Annotated in this window: 15 protein-coding genes and 1 pseudogene; 5 read left to right on the forward strand and 11 right to left on the reverse strand. The window is 37.7% G+C overall.

Translation table 11 applies throughout. The annotated features are described in order from the left end of the window. Positions 1 to 74: 74 nt before the first annotated feature. Positions 75 to 1,265 carry an alanyl-tRNA editing protein gene (locus SB775_RS06140; RefSeq protein ID WP_410860887.1) on the forward strand — a complete coding sequence of 397 codons (1,191 nt, stop codon included), beginning with the start codon at positions 75 to 77 and terminating at the stop codon, positions 1,263 to 1,265. Between the two features lie 96 nt (positions 1,266 to 1,361). On the opposite strand, the gene SB775_RS06145 is transcribed toward SB775_RS06140, so the two are convergent. Then, positions 1,362 to 1,775 carry a hypothetical protein gene (locus tag SB775_RS06145; RefSeq protein ID WP_061463494.1) on the reverse strand — a complete coding sequence of 138 codons (414 nt, stop codon included), beginning with the start codon at positions 1,773 to 1,775 and terminating at the stop codon, positions 1,362 to 1,364. Positions 1,776 to 1,854: 79 nt separating this feature from the next. After that, on the reverse strand, positions 1,855 to 2,049 hold the full coding sequence (locus SB775_RS06150) for a hypothetical protein (RefSeq protein ID WP_061463495.1): 195 nt from the start codon (positions 2,047 to 2,049) through the stop codon (positions 1,855 to 1,857). A 139-nt stretch (positions 2,050 to 2,188) separates the two neighbouring features. Between SB775_RS06150 and SB775_RS06155 the strand changes: the two genes are divergently transcribed. Continuing rightward, entirely contained in the window at positions 2,189 to 2,710 is a 522-nt protein-coding gene (locus SB775_RS06155) for a GNAT family N-acetyltransferase (protein ID WP_410860888.1), read from the forward strand. Positions 2,711 to 2,748: 38 nt separating this feature from the next. On the opposite strand, the gene SB775_RS06160 is transcribed toward SB775_RS06155, so the two are convergent. Beyond that, on the reverse strand, positions 2,749 to 5,007 hold the full coding sequence (locus tag SB775_RS06160; RefSeq protein WP_410860889.1) for a HelD family protein: 2,259 nt from the start codon (positions 5,005 to 5,007) through the stop codon (positions 2,749 to 2,751). Positions 5,008 to 5,577: 570 nt separating this feature from the next. Between SB775_RS06160 and SB775_RS06165 the strand changes: the two genes are divergently transcribed. Continuing rightward, positions 5,578 to 5,817: a hypothetical protein gene (locus SB775_RS06165; RefSeq protein WP_061463498.1), complete on the forward strand. Its 240-nt coding sequence runs from the start codon at positions 5,578 to 5,580 to the stop codon at positions 5,815 to 5,817. 330 nt (positions 5,818 to 6,147) lie between these two features. On the opposite strand, the gene SB775_RS06170 is transcribed toward SB775_RS06165, so the two are convergent. Next, positions 6,148 to 6,549, reverse strand: coding sequence for an RDD family protein (locus SB775_RS06170; RefSeq protein ID WP_410860890.1), 402 nt, complete (start codon positions 6,547 to 6,549; stop codon positions 6,148 to 6,150). Between the two features lie 340 nt (positions 6,550 to 6,889). On the opposite strand from SB775_RS06170, the gene SB775_RS06175 reads away from it, so the two are divergent. Both SB775_RS06175 and SB775_RS06180 read left to right on the forward strand, forming a co-directional pair. Beyond that, positions 6,890 to 8,509: an ABC-F family ATP-binding cassette domain-containing protein gene (locus tag SB775_RS06175; protein WP_061463500.1), complete on the forward strand. Its 1,620-nt coding sequence runs from the start codon at positions 6,890 to 6,892 to the stop codon at positions 8,507 to 8,509. A 198-nt stretch (positions 8,510 to 8,707) separates the two neighbouring features. Beyond that, complete coding sequence (locus SB775_RS06180) at positions 8,708 to 8,980, forward strand: hypothetical protein (protein ID WP_317776965.1); 273 nt, start codon at positions 8,708 to 8,710, stop codon at positions 8,978 to 8,980. A gap of 246 nt (positions 8,981 to 9,226) precedes the next feature. On the opposite strand, the gene SB775_RS06185 is transcribed toward SB775_RS06180, so the two are convergent. The 7 genes and pseudogenes from SB775_RS06185 to SB775_RS06215 form a co-directional block, all read right to left on the reverse strand. Beyond that, on the reverse strand, positions 9,227 to 9,640 hold the full coding sequence (locus SB775_RS06185; RefSeq protein ID WP_410860966.1) for an HTH domain-containing protein: 414 nt from the start codon (positions 9,638 to 9,640) through the stop codon (positions 9,227 to 9,229). Positions 9,641 to 9,782: 142 nt separating this feature from the next. Then, a complete protein-coding gene (locus SB775_RS06190) occupies positions 9,783 to 9,980 on the reverse strand; it encodes a transposase (RefSeq protein ID WP_353957977.1) in 198 nt (65 codons plus the stop codon). 268 nt (positions 9,981 to 10,248) lie between these two features. Next, positions 10,249 to 11,214: a carbohydrate kinase family protein gene (locus SB775_RS06195; RefSeq protein ID WP_410860891.1), complete on the reverse strand. Its 966-nt coding sequence runs from the start codon at positions 11,212 to 11,214 to the stop codon at positions 10,249 to 10,251. 117 nt (positions 11,215 to 11,331) lie between these two features. Beyond that, positions 11,332 to 13,266, reverse strand: coding sequence for a glycoside hydrolase family 32 protein (locus tag SB775_RS06200; protein ID WP_410860967.1), 1,935 nt, complete (start codon positions 13,264 to 13,266; stop codon positions 11,332 to 11,334). A 78-nt stretch (positions 13,267 to 13,344) separates the two neighbouring features. Next, positions 13,345 to 14,361 (reverse strand): annotated as a pseudogene (locus SB775_RS06205) (glycoside hydrolase family 32 protein); the annotation flags it as partial. 73 nt (positions 14,362 to 14,434) lie between these two features. Continuing rightward, complete coding sequence (locus SB775_RS06210; RefSeq protein WP_410860968.1) at positions 14,435 to 15,337, reverse strand: ABC transporter permease; 903 nt, start codon at positions 15,335 to 15,337, stop codon at positions 14,435 to 14,437. An 80-nt stretch (positions 15,338 to 15,417) separates the two neighbouring features. Next, positions 15,418 to 16,983, reverse strand: coding sequence for a sugar ABC transporter ATP-binding protein (locus tag SB775_RS06215; protein ID WP_410860893.1), 1,566 nt, complete (start codon positions 16,981 to 16,983; stop codon positions 15,418 to 15,420). Between the last annotated feature and the right edge of the window lie 16 nt (positions 16,984 to 16,999).

Below are 16,999 nucleotides of genomic sequence, written 5' to 3' on the forward strand. Positions count from 1 at the left end.
ACTCCCATAATTTCATACTTAGGTATTTCGGTGATATAATTTATTGATTAACTGAAAGGAAAAAGAAAACATTCATGACAAAAAAATTGTATTACACGTCCACCATGACTTCCGAATGGGATACCAATATCCGGGAGTCCGTTGAAGAAAATGGCTTTTACTACATCACTCTTGAAGAAACCGCTTTTTATCCAGAAGGGGGCGGACAGCCTTCAGATACTGGCAAAATAGAAGGAATCACTGTTCTGGATATTATAAAAAGCAATGATGGGAAGATCCTTCATAAGACTGAGAGACGGCCAAGTTCAGAGATAGTTCACTGTGAGCTGGATTGGCCCCGCCGCTTCGATCATATGCAACAGCATAGCGGCCAGCATTTACTCTCTGCAGTCTGTGTCGAACTGTTTGACTCGAATACGGTCAGCTTTCATCTTGGAAAGGATTATTTAACGATCGATATAACGTCCGAATTTAAATGGACTGAAGTACATACGGCGGCAGTTGAAAAGCAGGCTAATCAATATATTATTGAGAATCGCGAAATACATGCATATTACGTGACAAAGGAGCAATTACAGACACTTCCTGTCGTTAAAATGCCTACTGTGTCCGAAAATATCCGTATTGTTGAAATAGAAGGGATTGAGTATAACCCTTGCGGCGGAACCCATGTAGCTCGAACCGGTGAGATAGGCTTAATAAAGATTTTCAAAACGGAGAAGCAGAAAGATAATACCCGCCTCTATTTTAAGTGCGGCTTCAGGGCATTGAACGAATTTTCCGAAAGTCTTGGTATTCTTTCAGCCTTATCGAATAAATTCAATACCGGACGTACAGAGATATTGAATAGGGTGGAGAAACTGGAGAATGACTATAACAAGCTACTATCGGTAAATGAAAACTTAAAACTTGAAAATGCAAACTTTCTTGCTGACTCTTTGATTGCAGAAAATGCAGAGGGATTCATCTCTCATATATTCGAAGATAGCCCAATGAAAGATCTGCTTTACCTTGCAGGTACGATTGTAAAAAAGGAAAAGGTTACCGTATTATTAGCATCACGTAAGGAGCAAAAGGTGATTCTTTCGCACAGTGGGTCCTTCCCCTTACATTGCGGAAAATATTTTAAAGCTGAACTCAGTTCGTATAATGGGAAAGGCGGAGGGAGCGAACAGACTGCACAAGCAGGTTTTGCGTCACAAAATGACCTAATGGCATTTTACCAATACACAGTTGAAAGATTAGGCCAAAATTCAGGTGAATAAAACCTCTGCGATATGGGTGATGCCCATTCGTGAAGAACACAGAATTTATTTTTTTCAGAATTAGAAGAGAGAGGACAAATTGTGCCCTCTCTCTTTTTATACTTCTATCTTTAATTTCCGTAACCCTTGTTCTTCAATATGAATATGATATTTTTCTTCGAGCTCCAGGATACGTTTAAAGGCTTCCTCCTGATTATATTCATGGTTTTGCGATTCTTCGGCAAACTCTTTTCTTGCCAAATGATAGGCAAGCTTATCCCTGAATACTCCTTCTTCATATTCATCTATGACTTCATGAAGTTGATCCTCCAATTCCCTGCTTAAATCATATATTTCGTATTCCTTCAAAAACTGGACTCCTTCCATGCCGAAATCTTTGGCAAAGGAATTGAGATACTGTTCAACCTCACTGAATTCTTTATTATTTTCAGTATCGGAAGCAACCCAATATCCGTACTGAACCATTTTGAATAATGTTTCAAACTGTTTCTTGGTAAAATTGATTTTCATTGTCCATTAACCCCTTTTCCGGTTCCTTACACCAAAAAGAATAAACCGCAATGGAACAAAAGTCCAATGCAGTTTATTCTCAATCGAATATTTCGGTTACAGAAAAATAAGCTGCTTTTTCCGTATCTATGACATAATGGCAATCGCCTTTAACCAAATTATAATAACGGTGCTTTTGAATATTTGAAATCATTTGAGTTGAGTCATCTCCTTCTACCTCATGCTCTATTTCTTTGCCTCCCGGAAAATAAAAACCAACTTTCAATTTCATCATTCTCATCCTTCCCTTCATCTGCTTGAATCTCTCTTTTATTTCTTATCCTTTATCATGAAGTTATAAACATAAATTAAATGCTTATTCACTTTTTCCATGATATTCTAGAAAAAAATACTAAAACCAGAAGGTGTCTTTAATGAAAATCAGGAGAGCCATAGAAGAAGATGTAAATGGAATAGCAAATGTACATATAAACAGCTGGCAAACGACTTATAAAGGCATCCTCCCGGATCAATACTTGTCTTCCTTGAATCTGGAAGCCAGAAGGAAAAACTGGTTAAGAAATTTAAAGATGCTGCATAATGCCACTTTTGTTGCGGAAAATGCCCATGGGGAAATCATCGGTTTCGCTGCGGGCGGACCTGAACAAACGAATGATCCGCATATTCAAGGTGAAGTATATGCCGTCTATATTTTAAAAGAGTATCAACGGAAGGGATTCGGCCGAAAAATGATAAAAGCGGTCATACATGAACTTATTAAAATGGAACATAAGAATTTAATAATCTGGGCATTAAAGGATAATCCTTCATGCGGTTTTTACAAGGCGCTCGGCGGTCAAGTAATAGCTGAAAAAACTGTTAAAATGGCTGGCATCGAGCTCATCGAGGTCGGTTTTGGATGGCAAGATATTAAGGATATCCTTTTGCATTTGTGAGCGTACCCGGAGGATGGTTACATCCCATCTTCCACCTCTCATGTCTCAATTAAGAAAGCATTTTTCTCATTACCCAAAAAATAAAGTCGGTGCAATGGTCTTGTCATTGTTACGTATAGCAGTTTAATATCAAGCTCATTTTCACGGCGATACGCTTCTTCCAGGGATATTGCAAATACGACATCGAATTCCAGGCCTTTAGCTTGATATGAAGGAACAATTAATGTTTTATCTTTAGGAATGTTTCCCGCTTCATCTATTAAATGAAAGCTTTGATGGAATGCACCTAGTTTCTCGTTTGCCAGTTTGCAATCTTTCATCGTTTTGGCAATAACGGCAAACGTTTTAAATCCCTCTCCTTTAAGGCTTTCAATAAGTTCGATTAGCTCTTCTTCCCACCCTTTCTTTTCAATGGAAATGAATTCCGGATCCCTGCCATGACGGACTACAGGTTCAACTTCCGGGAAATCGTAGGTTAACAACTGAAGAACCCGGTTAGCTTGTTTCATTATTTCAACAGTGGTTCTATAGCTTTTTTGTAATTCAGTGTACGTCGCCCGCGGGAAAATACGATGGTGGACCTCATCCCATGTTTGTAACCCCCGGTATGAATGGATGCCTTGTGCCAGGTCACCTACTAGTGTGAACATATCCGTATCCACTGCTGTTTTGAGTGCCTGTAACTGCATGAAACTATAATCCTGAGCCTCATCAATGACGACATTTTTTGCTTTATTTTCTTTGTCGACACCAAAAAGCCGCTCCTGAAGATATAATAATGCACCTAAGTCCTCCATCTCATAGCTTTTATCAGAAAATAATTTATGATTATACTCACATAAAGCACTTGCATCTTCAAAAGTAAGTTTACCATTACTATACGAGGCCAACCGCTCCGGATCTTGATATAATTCCTGATAGTAATGTAGAAGATCTTTATTTTTGAATTGCTTAAAATAGCCTTTTACAGAAGAACGGATCGCTTTTTGGATCTGTCCGATCCTTTCCTCTTTTTTATCGAGGCATTTTGTAACAAATTCCTTGCGTATGTCTGGATCTATATTCTTAATGAGAGCCTTCTCAATTTTAGCCTCATAAAAATCAAGAACACGATCAAGCATTATTTTCTTTTTCAATTTAACTTCATTTTGTAAAATGGCCTTCAGTTTGTCCAGCCTGCCGTATAACGGTAAATACCAATAATCCTCTTCCAATAATCTAATGAACTTCTTAGCGGAATAGAGGCGATATTTATCACAATAGAAATCTGCATCCGGATGAAAACCCCTGAAAATATCCTTTACATATTCGTCCAAAATATATTTAAATACGGGGGAGCCCTTTAGACCTGATATCCAGACAGCGGACTTTATTTCTTCATCATCCTTTTCCAGCATTCGAGTTAGTTTATCATCAGGCACAAGCTTCACTTGCTTTCCTATCGCTGCCTGCACATATTCGGAAAATGTGAATTGTTTTACTTTTTCAACACCTAATTCAGGTAATGCTTCAGATATGTAATCAATGAACACCCGGCTGGGGGCAAGAATCATTAATTGTCGCGGATCGAACAAGTCTTTATAGTGGTAAATGAAATAAGAAATCCTATGTAAAGCAATTGTCGTTTTACCACTGCCCGCTGCGCCCTGAACAATGATAGGTTTATTCAAATCTGCACGAATGATTTTATTTTGTTCTTCCTGGATCGTTGTAATGATATCTGTCAACCGATTGCTGGAACTTTTAGAGAGAGATTCCTGCAACAATTCATCCGTCGTTGTTAGATCAATGTCCCTTACCTCTTCCAAGACACCTTCTTCAATCATTAATTGTCTCTTTAAAGTGATGTTCCCGCTAAACGTTTCCCCTTCCGCCTCATATTCAATTTCACCAATCCGTCCCTCATAGTAAAGGTTTGCAATTGGTGAACGCCAATCTACGATGATCTGTTCCTGGCTTTCCCTCTGATAAAGGGACGTTTTTCCGAAATAAAGCACTTCCCCTCTTTCACCATCATTCCTTTCAAAATCCACTCTTGCAAAGTAGGGCTTTTTACTTGCTTTACGTAAACTTTCAAGTTCAGCTTTGGACATTTCAAAAAAGTTGGCTGTCGTCAACAATTGAGAATATAAGCCGGATTCAGACCAATCGGCATCACCAAAAGCTTCTTGCATATTCCGCTGAAATTGATCTTTGCTTGTTTCTGATGTTTTGATGACTACATCTATGTAACGTTTGGTAAAATCCAGCCGCTGTCGTTCCAGTTCAAAATCAGGGTGACTTCCCAATATAACCACTCTCCCTTCCTCGTTTATTTTTAAAAACCGATGCTAAGATGAAATGGACATTTATACTATCAGAAAACCCAATGGTTGACAAATGTGGACACATAGAATTATATAGTTGAAATTAACTTTTTTAGAAGGAAAATCTGAATGCTTTTCAGAAAATACGAAATAGACATATTTAATTATTACATCTCTAAAAATGTCATTTCCATTCTGGAAGTAGGAAGTTTATTTTCATTTCTTCCTCTGGACAATTCTCTTCTCTTATTCATTATGATATGCAGTGTATTTATTGTATATCAAAAAGATATTAGACCCATCAATCAGGCGATCCCTGATCGTGCATTAAGGTTTAATGCTTAATGGGCCAATCATGATTTTCAGGGAAATGACCTTACCAAGTAATTAGTCAACACAAAAAAGCACTTCCCCTAATAGGGGAAGTGCCCAGCTAGACCTTTCTTCCACAAAGGTCATCAATTCTTAACATAAATAACGATAATTTAATGTTTCATTGGAATCTCATGTTATATACTTAGATTACAATTAAATAATTTTCTTACGAAAGTGGGTACCGTCATGGAAATAAATGAGAGACAACCAATACTATCCCCTAAATTAATCCATGAACTTGAAATTTTATCATCTAAAACAAATATGTCTATCCCTGAATTATTAGAAATATCTGTAGTATCACTGCTAGAAAAGGTGAATAATACCAAAGAAGTGAATGTTGGACTTAATAATAAGGAAATGATTTTAAGGAATAAAATCATCATTAATCAAAATAGAGAAGTTCTGAATAACCAAAGCACTTGACCATATAGGTAAAGTGCTTTTCTGTTCCTTTACATTTACAATGTATGAACAACACCCGATTACTCCACTGACATGTGTGCTAAATGATCGTATTCATGACCTTAAAAAACACCTTAACTGCCATTAGATATTCTAACGTGGTTTCCAATGTAATATTTATTCCTCATTATGTAATTCCCCACCAATACAATCAGTAAATTCCTTTGCCCTGTTTTATATTGAATGAAAATACATCTAGAGTTCATTCAAGGGTTTCCCATGAAAAATCATATCCGTTTGAATTTGTAATTTCGCATTAAAAAAAGCAGCTATTAAACTGCTTATCAATCTTTATGGTTTATTTGATGTCACGTATGTACCAGCTATGAAATCATGTATGGATCTATGATCTTTTCTTAATCCAACCATGAATGCACTGACAATATACCCTATCCCTAATGTAACGGCATAAACTAAAGTAGCAACAAAATTCCTCATTAGCATTGTGCCTATGCCTAATTTTTTACCGTCCACCCTTACTATGCGTATACCCAATATCCTTTTACCCACTGTATAGCCATACCATATTATCGGGGCAATCAGCAAGTAAAGAAAGTTGACAAACGTTGAAAAGTTTTCGTTTTCCCAATCACTGGTAATTAACCCGAAAATTATCGCTACTGGTGCAGATACTATTAAGAAATCCAAAAATCCTGCTAAAAAACGTTTCCAAAACCCTACTGAATCGCTCATATATCCCCCTCCTTTTGCATTAGTTACAGTTACCTATATTACCAATTATAAGGTTAATATGTAATGAGCCTTTATACTCATAATTTTTTTCTACAAAAAAATAGAACTTACATTACAGCCAATACTTGTTCTTCAATATTAAACTCCTGAGTAATTTTTGCTTATAAACGTTTGTTTTTGCTAATCTAACTTTAATTTTCCTACGAAATAAGATACAATTTAATGAACGGCATTTAATAAATTAATGGATATAAACTGCTGTTTGAGTGAATCAGCGTAAAACTAGTGCAACAAAGTGTTGGAAACGTTGAAACAAAAGATTTTGGAGGAATGTAAATAAATGATTACTGTAAATAATGTTGGTTTACGATATGGCGATCGTAAACTGTTTGAAGATGTTAATATAAAATTCACGCCTGGTAACTGCTACGGTCTGATTGGTGCAAATGGGGCGGGTAAATCGACGTTCTTAAAAATCCTTTCCGGTGAAGTTGAAGCACAATCCGGTGATGTCCATATGGGGCCTGGCGAACGCCTTGCCGTTCTAAAACAAGATCACTTCGCTTTTGAAGAAGAAGAAGTCCTTAAAGTTGTCATTATGGGACATGAAAGATTATACGAAGTCATGCAAGAAAAAGATGCCATCTATATGAAGGAAAACTTCACGGACGAAGATGGAATGAAAGCCGCCGAACTTGAAGGTGAATTTGCCGAATTAAACGGCTGGGAAGCTGAACCTGAAGCTTCCATCCTCTTAAAGGGCCTTGGCATTGCAGAAGACCTTCATACAAAGAAAATGGCCGAATTGAACGGTGGGGACAAAGTTAAAGTATTGCTTGCCCAGGCACTGTTCGGTAAACCGGATGTTCTTTTACTGGATGAGCCTACCAACCACTTGGACTTAAAAGCGATCAAATGGCTGGAAGAGTTCTTAATCAACTTCGAAAACACTGTTATCGTAGTTTCCCATGACCGGTACTTCCTTAACAAAGTTTGTACACATATCGCGGATCTCGATTTCGGTAAAATCAAGGTTTATATCGGGAACTATGACTTCTGGTATGAATCAAGCCAGCTTGCCCTTAAACTGACTCAAGATGCCAATAAGAAAAAAGAAGAAAAAATCAAAGAGCTTCAAAATTTCATCGCCCGTTTCAGTGCCAATGCATCCAAATCGAGCCAGGCGACATCCCGTAAGAAATTATTGGACAAAATCAGCTTGGATGACATACAGCCTTCTTCGCGCCGCTATCCATATGTCGGCTTTACACCTGAGCGTGAAATCGGGAACGACCTGCTTCGTGTAGATGGAATCTCGAAAACGATCGATGGCATAAAAATATTGGATAACGTCAGCTTCACGATGAATAAAGGCGACAAGATTGCATTTGTCGGTAAAGATGAGATTGCTAAAACAACCATGTTCAAAATCTTGGCAGGTGAAATTGAACCGGATAGCGGCTCATTCAAATGGGGCGTTACGACCTCTCAGGCATATTTCCCTAAGGATAATGCCGAATTCTTTGAAGGTGTCGATTTAACACTAGTCGATTGGCTCCGTCAATATTCTCCTAATGACCAGAGCGAGAGCTTCCTGCGCGGTTTCTTGGGCAGAATGTTATTCTCTGGTGATGAAGTCACCAAAAAGGCAAGTGTCCTTTCAGGGGGCGAAAAAGTCCGCTGTATGCTTTCTAAAATGATGTTAAGCGGTTCGAACGTCCTTATGCTTGATGAACCTACTAACCATCTAGACTTAGAGTCGATTACGGCGCTGAACAACGGTTTGATCAGCTTTAAAGGATCGATGATCTTCTCCTCTCATGATCATCAGTTCATCCAAACTGTGGCGAACCGTATCATTGAACTTACACCAAAAGGAACAATCGATAAGCAAATTAGTTATGATGAGTACCTTGAAAATAGCCAATTGCAAAAACAAGTGGCAGAAATGTATAAATAAGAAGTTTGTTATATGCGGCACATCCTTATGGGATGTGCTTTTTTCGTTTGCGATCTTTCCTACAGTTGTTTCCAGCCTTTAATGCATTAAAGGTATAAAAAACAGTCTGCAATAAATATACTGATATTCCCCGAAATATGAACACTGAATAATTTAATGGATAACAAGGTATATTGGTAAGAAAGGAGTGAGTTAAAATTGGATGGTCATTTAGTGAAAAATATCTTTGAGGATACAGGATACCTTTTTTTATATAATAAATTCAGTTATCAATTTTATGTATCCGGATTGTTCGACTTAGTGGATCAAGAAAAAATAATTTCGGATTTTTTACATACTTATGGCTTCGATGATAAAAACCCACTCTTTTTTGACGACTTTTCCTTTTACTTCAATTGTTTTCATTATTCCCACCAAAAACAAACGATGATGAATTACTTGAAAACAGACTATGACGAACATATTTGTTAAGTATATAAGGCCAGATAAACTGATCATGCCTTTTATTAGCGAAAACCATTCAAAAAACACCAAAAAGTACAGTACTTACTGATTTAAGTCAAAGGGAAATACCAATTTTATCAAGGTACAGAGGAAGGAAAGTTAGTACAATAAAAATTGAACTACCAAACGCTACATTTTCCCATTTTTTCAAATTGTCTTGCCACCTTTAATTTTTCAAATTCTAAACAACGAACTTCTCAGCAGCAGTTAAAATCATTTCTTTTTCAGAGCCTCCCTTTCTAGCTCTTCCAGTTTTTTAAGGAAGTCATTTTCTGCTTCAAGGAATCTGATTCTCGCCTCTGCCTTCCTAAGTTGGTCCTCTGCAGACTGTGGCTTAGAAGTGGGGCGTGATGTACTTCCTTTTCCACGGCGTTCCGTAAGGAAGCCTTCCTCACCAAACCTTTCAAAGGTACTACGCCAGCGCTGTAGACAACGTTTGGGTTGTTTCTTTCCAATTATTTCGAGATTAATTCCCTGGTCAATGAAAATTTGAGAGGGGGCTTTCCCCTTTTTATATTCCTTAACAGCTTTTGTTTTAAATTCCGGACTATAGGAAATAGATCGCTCGGAAGCACTAATGATATTTGGATTCTTTTCAAGTTCTTTAATCTGAAATTCAGTATATATTCTTACTCATAGAAACCCCCGTCCATACTCACCCGGATAAGGGGGCTGTTGACAAAATGGGGGGTGAGCTTTTGCTCCTTCCCCATTTTGACTTTTATCGTTAATTGCTGTTTATTTATTATTTTTCTTCACTTTTTTGTAGCTAGTTCATTACTTTTATCATTCGTTTTAAGTTTAATGCCAACGCCGAAAAGAGGCATTGTTCATGGATTTTTTGAATGCCCCTCTTATATGTCTTATATAAATTGTGCTTTATTTTCATGGTGCCAAATGAGCCTTCACACCAGATTCTTCTTAGTTTTTGAACCAGTTTGTAACCACTTGTTTTTGTCCTTTTCATGTTTTCTATAGTTCATGGGCGATGGGGCGTGATATGGTTCTTATGGTCGCTGTTTTCCCGAAGCATTCCACTCTGAGATGACAGACTTTACAGTCATTGGTTTTTGCCGAATAGGTCTTGTAATTTGTTTCGCCACTTCTCATTAAATGTGTAAAGACTAGTTCCTTCTTGAACAACCGCTTATATAAACTAAAAATCGCGATGCACCTAGACTCCCTAAGCCAGGTGTACCGCGATTTTTTCACATTCCGAAACAATACGATGAAGACTAAATCTTATATATATCCTCTTCGTTTGGTAGAGAAGAAATCGCTCCTACCTTCGTACACACGACGGCACCTACTTTATTTGCAAAAAGAATGATCTCTTTAAGTTTACTAAAATCACTAAGAATTGTGTCATAGGACTCAAGATTTGCAAATTGAAATAAAGCAGCACCGACAAATGCATCACCAGCACCAGTTGAGTCAATTGAATTTACTTCGACGCTGTTTATTACACTCATTCCACTTCCATTTGAAAGAAGAGTGCCTTCCCATCCAAGGGTAACAGCCACTATTTTTGCCCCTAAATGATGGAGCATTGCTATTCCATCATATTTATCCCTTTTTCCCGTGATTAGTTCAAGCTCTACTTCGCTAACTTTTACAAAGTCAGCCATTGATATACCCTTTCTGGCTAAACTAATAAATTCAGCCACTCTATTTTTCCATAAATCATGTCGGAAGTTAGGGTCAAACGATAGAAATATCCCCCTATTTTGTGCAAATTCCATTGCCTTTAAATAAGTTGTTTTAAAAGGGTTTTCCAGAAATGCAGTTGCAGATCCAAAGTGAACGATCTTTGCACCACTTAATCTATCTAGGTATAAGTTATCCTCTGTTAAATTTCGATCCGCTCCTCTATTGAATACAAAATCCCTTTCACCATTTGCTTGTAAAGAAACAAATGCTAAAGTAGTTGGTGCTAAATCGTCAGTAACAATCATCGATGTATCAACCCCCACCTCTTTCATCGTTTCTATTAAAAATAATCCAAATGGGTCATTTCCTACTTTTCCAATAAGACTCGCTTCCCCACCTAGCTTTGAAATAGCAGCTGCGACATTCGCTGGTGCACCCCCTGCTTTCTTTAGAAAATGATTACCTTCCATTAAATTAACATCAATATCTGTACAATAAAAATCGATCAAAAGCTCCCCAACGCATATGACTGCGCGGTTTGTTTTATTCATTTACATTACACTCTCCATTCTTGTGATTTAGGTAAAATGAAAGGCTATCGATCATTTTCGACAGCCTTCATAAACTCTTACTATCAACCCCTCTTTAATAGGCTTGAAATTTAGTCTTTATCTTTTCCATATACTCTTTAAAGGGTATATTTTCAAAGACTTTAATGTAACTTCTCCACCCTTGCTATAAATTTGTAATCCTTTACTTGATGGATCCGGGAAAATTTGATCAGAAATAACCGTTTCACCTTTGTTTCCAAACACTTCTACAGCAGATCGGTCAATGAAAATATGCATTTTCACAGTCCCATTTAATGCATTTAACGGTCCGTCATGCTTACCGACTACATTGTTCCCATAATCAAAGCTTCCTGAACTTGAACGGTCTACGAATAACTGTTTGGTGGCAACATCATAGCCAATAGTCGTATATTCAGTTGCTCCTTTACGAACTTGAAAGCCGAATTCAGTTGCTTTTATATCATCTACATCAAACTCAGCTATCATTTCAAATGTATCTTCTGATAGTTTAGATAGGAGATTACTTTCACCAGATATGACTTTATTTTTATATGAAATTTTTTCACTCTTATCTCGAATGGTTTTTAAAGAAACTGGTGTTTGTTTTAAACGTAAACCTTCTTCTGTCTGAGTTAGCTCCATCTTTCTTGGTAATGTCGTTGAACTTCTCCAAGTCGAAGTTGGTGTATTATTTGCATATTGCCAATTACTCATCCAGCCAATCCAATATTTTTCGCCATTCTTACCCTCAATTCCGCTCCAATCTACTGCGGCATAATAATCTGCCCCGTAGTCAGTCCATAACACTTGATTGGAAGGGTTTTCATTTTTAAACGTTTTCCCGTCAAAGGTACCTACAAAATATTGCATACCTGACCCGCCTGCAGGAGCGCCATCATTAATGCTTACCTGTAGTACCCATTTTGTTTTTGAAGGGTCACCATCAATTGGTAATTCGATGAGAGTAGGACATTCCCAAACCCCTTCGTTACTACCATGAGTAGAAGGTATCCACTCTCCAGAAACAGCAGACCAGTCTGTAAGGATGCCGCTTTCTTTCGAATCGTCTTTCTCAGGCTCTTTGGCAACTTGGTCTACTTCATTTGGCATGGCCCCTTCATTATAAACATTAACATCATCCATGTTTAAATGACCCCAACCACCTGTAGCTTGGTCTACAGCTTTAATATATAACACTTCTCCAATGTATTTAGAAGCATCCCAGACGTATTTTTGATATTTTTCTTCTTTAAATTTGGTATTGGCTTGTCGAATTAATTCTTGATCATCAGAGGCTCTCACTAACGAAACATAGCGGGTGTTGATATCATTACCACCGCCCAACAGTAAGTTGATTTCTCCAGAGCCATCTAGTTTAAAATATGAGGAGAGCAGTTCTCCTGTTGCGTCCTCCCCCTTTTGAAGATCAGTAAACCCCCATAAGTGGTAGTTTCCTTGGTGGCCGAAATCCCCTCCCCAGTATGATGATACATTTGTCACATGATCTTTTGTGAAAGCATTACCTTCGATTGTACTCCACCCAGTTAGATCACCTGTCTCAAAATCATGATTAATAATTTCCTTCTCATTTGTCATGATGTTCTTACCAACTTGAACATCTTGGAATAACGTGGATGAATTCCAAACATTTAAGCCAAAATGCCCTGATGAAAAAGTTGAATCATTTACATCATGAATGAGATTGCCATCTAAAGAAATTTTAATATTTTTTCCATGGGTGCTTGCTTTTAAATGGTACCTTTTATCTGTATCTAGATTTATTGTTTTTTCAGCTAGAATGGATATGTCTCCATTTTCGATTTTCATGATTTTTATTGTATCGTTTAAAGCATCGATATTCGCCATATAACCGTTTGTTGCATTAGGATCTGCACGAAAAACGAGCGAGCCAGCTCCGTTTCCACCTTTTTCCCCAGATATCTCAATGTTTGCTTCATAAAAAAAGTTATCCCCTGTTTGACCACTAATTACAAAAGCATCCTCCGTAGAGGTTCCACTTTTTCCATCCATCGTGTTCTCCCAGCTACCGTTTACATCGGTCCATTTTGATAAATTGGTTTCAAAGTCAGATGTATTCTTGAACTCCACATTTCGAAAGGCAGCCGTTGAATTCCACGCTGACAATCCATAGTATCCATAATCGAATTCTATATCTGTTTTTTTTATAACAGATTGATCGTTTACAGAGACTTGAATTTGATCCCCCTCTGTTTCAACCTTCACATGGTAGGTAGTTGAAGTTTTGAGGGTAAAAGGTTTTCTCGCAATTTCCTCATTTGTTCCATCTACATTCTTACTTAATGTTATGACATCGTTTTTGGCATCTAAGCTCGCAACATAGCCGTTCTTCGCACTCCTATCTGACCGAAAAACTAAACCGCCTGCCCCTTCTCTCCCATTCTTCTCTTTAAGCGTAATATCTCCCTCATAGCTAAATGATTCACCTGTCTGGGATGACATGGCATAAGAAGTTCTGTCTAAGCTATTTGCTTGTATTCCACCATCTTCGCCGAATTCACTTGCATACTCCCACTCTTTTAAATTAGGTGAGGTATAAAACATGATCTTATCCTTAGCCGCTAACGACATAACCCATTGGTTTGATTCTTCATGCCAAAATACTTTAGGATCGCGCCAATCTTGTAAAGGAGGGTCTGGCATTACGGGATTCCCTTTATACTTTTCCCAAGTTCTTCCTTCATCTAGGCTATACGCTATACTTTGGACTTGCTTATCCCCTGAATGCGTAAAGATGGCAACCATTGCTTCTTTTCCAAAGCCAGCTGTATTGTTCCAATCAATAACAGCACTCCCCGAGAAAATCTGGCCGTTTTCATCCGGCGATAAAGCAATCGGCAAATGCTCCCAATTAACAAGATCTTTACTGACAGCATGCCCCCAATGCATCGGTCCCCATGTCGTTCCATACGGATGATATTGATAAAACAAATGATATTCACCTTTATAAAAAACCATACCATTCGGATCATTCATCCAGTTAGCTTCAGGAGAAAAATGAAATTGATTACGGTATGGTTCATTATAATACCCTGGATTTTCTGCATATGCACTATTAAATGGTAAACAAGTGACAGTTGAACATATTAGTAGAGTACTAATAATCCTCTTCACCTTTATTTCACATCCCTTTTTTAAAATCTAAAATGACATGTGATCGTTATGCTGGACTATTTCCGCGCAATCGATCTAATAGAACGGCTGCCACAATGACTCCACCTTTTACAACTAACTGCCAATAATAGTTGACATCCATTAGAGTTAACCCATTACTGATTACCCCCATAATTAAAACCCCAATAATTGTTCCTATTATTTTCCCTTTTCCACCTGTTAAACTTGTTCCTCCTAGAATAACAGCAGCAATTGCGTCTAATTCATACATTTGACCAGCAGTTGGCTGTCCAGAAAACAACCTTCCCGCTAAAACGACTCCTCCTAAACCAGCTAGTAAACCACTGATCGAATACACATTGATTAAAGACTTTTCAACCTTAATTCCAGTTAACCGAGCTGCCTCTTCATTGCCACCAATCGCATAAATATGACGACCAAACATCGTATATTTAAGAACAAAAAACATCACAACATATACTAAAGACATGATATAAATAGGAGTGGGGATTCCGAAAATACTTCCACCACCGATGAATTTAAATGTTTCGTTTTGTAAAACAATTGGATAACCGCCACTAATGACATAAGCGAGTCCACGAACATATGTGAAGCTGCCTAGTGTAACAATAAATGCTGGTAACTTTGCTTTGGCTGTAAGAAAACCATTAATCAGTCCTACTGCATACCCTACTAGTACGCCTGATAACATCGCAATAAAAGGATTAACTCCTGCAGAAGAGACCATGACTGAGATAACGCCAGATAGAGCAACTGTTGCACCAACTGATAAATCAATACCACCAGTTAAAATAACGATTGTCATCCCAGCAGCTAAAATAGCAATAATGGAAACTTGTTTTAATACATTCAATAAATTGGCTGTATCTAAAAAATTTGGTGCTGTAAATGAAAGTACTACACACAATAATAATAAAATCATGATCATGCCAAGCCTATTCCATAAAGAATAAAGGACATTTCCTATATTTAGGCGTTGTGAATGTGTAATAGTTTGCGTATTCCCTCTCATTTCTCTCTCCCCCCTTTGGTAGCTAAACGCATAATTGTTTCCTGTGTAGCTTCTTCCTTCGAAAGCTCGCCTGTTAACCTTCCTTCACTCATGACAAGTATTCGATCACTTACCCCCAATACTTCAGGAAGTTCAGAGGATATCATTAAAACGGCCAATCCTTCATCTGCAAGCTTTGAAACAATCTTGTGGATTTCAGTCTTGGCACCTATATCAACACCTCGTGTTGGCTCATCAAGCAGTAATACCTTTGGTGCAATTGATAGCCACCTAGCGATCACTACCTTTTGTTGGTTCCCACCACTTAAGTTTGATACTTGCTGTTCTGGGGAAGCTATTTTTATATTTAAGTCTACAATATATTGGTTAGCGCTTTCATTTGCTTGCTTCCAATTAACAATTCCTGCTTTAGCGTGTTTTTTCAATTCAGCCATTATGATGTTCTCTTTTACGGACATTGATAAAAATAACCCTTGTTCTTTCCTGCTTTCAGGTACATGTGCAATCCTATTAGCAATAGCATCTATTGAGGATTTGATTTTAACAGATTGACCATCAACCAATATTTCGCCACTTTTCAACTCGGACAAACCGAAAATAGCCCTAACCAATTCTGTTCTGCCTGCACCAACAAGCCCCGCTAAACCAACAATTTCACCTGGGTAAATTTTTAAAGATACATTCTTTACAATTGTGTTATCAGAAACATTTTTCAATTCAAGTACAGGTGAAACTTCCTTTGGATTTTTTGTGCCAAAAGCTTTTGACCGATTAAACAAGTCCTTTAAATCCCTTCCTACCATCAGCTTTACGAGATGATCAGGATTTGTCTCTTCAATCGGCCCACTTGCAATCCATTCGCCGTCACGTAATACAGTGAACCTATTAGAAATTTTAAAGATTTCTTCCATTCTGTGAGAGATATATACAATAGCAACTCCCTGCTTTTTCAAATCATCAATAATTTCAAACAGCTTTTTTATTTCTTTATCTGTTAAAGAGGCGGTTGGTTCATCCATTATGAGTACCTCTGCATTAAAGGATAATGCTCGGGCAATCTCGACCATTTGTTGTTTAGCAACACTTAAGGTCGAAACCAATTGGCGTGGATTTAAATTCGACCCCATTGAATCTAACACCTCTTGGGCACGTTCATGGACCTCATCCCATTTCACCATTCCTAAACCATTTCTAGGAAAATTCGAACCCATTAAGATATTTTCACTTATTGTTAAATTAGGAGAAAGGTTTAACTCCTGATGAATAACACTAATTCCTTTGTTCCTTGCATCAGTAGGATCCTTCCATAAAATTGGTTGACCTTTCAAGTAGATTTTCCCACCATTGTCATCAGGTGTATGAATGCCTGCGAGGATTTTCATGAAAGTTGACTTTCCAGCGCCATTCTCTCCCATTAATGCATGTACTTCACCTGGATAAAGTTCCATTCTCACATTGTTCAATACGGTTACACTTGAGAACGTTTTACTAATCCCATCCATATTCAACACTGGCTTTTTTAGAATTTGTTGGCCTTTAAGCGACATTTCATTGACAGCCATACCTTTATCTCACCCC

The sequence above is a fragment of the Peribacillus sp. SIMBA_075 genome, assembly GCF_046534585.1.

Bases quoted from the DNA above. Each gene is read 5' to 3' on its own strand.
- SB775_RS06140 (WP_410860887.1), top strand. From the start codon at position 75: ATGACAAAAAAATTGTATTACACGTCCACCATGACTTCCGAATGGGAT.
- SB775_RS06145 (WP_061463494.1), bottom strand. From the start codon at position 1,775: ATGAAAATCAATTTTACCAAGAAACAGTTTGAAACATTATTCAAAATG.
- SB775_RS06150 (WP_061463495.1), bottom strand. From the start codon at position 2,049: ATGATGAAATTGAAAGTTGGTTTTTATTTTCCGGGAGGCAAAGAAATA.
- SB775_RS06155 (WP_410860888.1), top strand. From the start codon at position 2,189: ATGAAAATCAGGAGAGCCATAGAAGAAGATGTAAATGGAATAGCAAAT.
- SB775_RS06165 (WP_061463498.1), top strand. From the start codon at position 5,578: ATGGAAATAAATGAGAGACAACCAATACTATCCCCTAAATTAATCCAT.
- SB775_RS06170 (WP_410860890.1), bottom strand. From the start codon at position 6,549: ATGAGCGATTCAGTAGGGTTTTGGAAACGTTTTTTAGCAGGATTTTTG.
- SB775_RS06175 (WP_061463500.1), top strand. From the start codon at position 6,890: ATGATTACTGTAAATAATGTTGGTTTACGATATGGCGATCGTAAACTG.
- SB775_RS06190 (WP_353957977.1), bottom strand. From the start codon at position 9,980: ATGAAAAGGACAAAAACAAGTGGTTACAAACTGGTTCAAAAACTAAGA.
- SB775_RS06195 (WP_410860891.1), bottom strand. From the start codon at position 11,214: ATGAATAAAACAAACCGCGCAGTCATATGCGTTGGGGAGCTTTTGATC.
- SB775_RS06200 (WP_410860967.1), bottom strand. From the start codon at position 13,266: ATGGATGGAAAAAGTGGAACCTCTACGGAGGATGCTTTTGTAATTAGT.
- SB775_RS06210 (WP_410860968.1), bottom strand. From the start codon at position 15,337: ATGATCATGATTTTATTATTATTGTGTGTAGTACTTTCATTTACAGCA.
- SB775_RS06215 (WP_410860893.1), bottom strand. From the start codon at position 16,983: ATGGCTGTCAATGAAATGTCGCTTAAAGGCCAACAAATTCTAAAAAAG.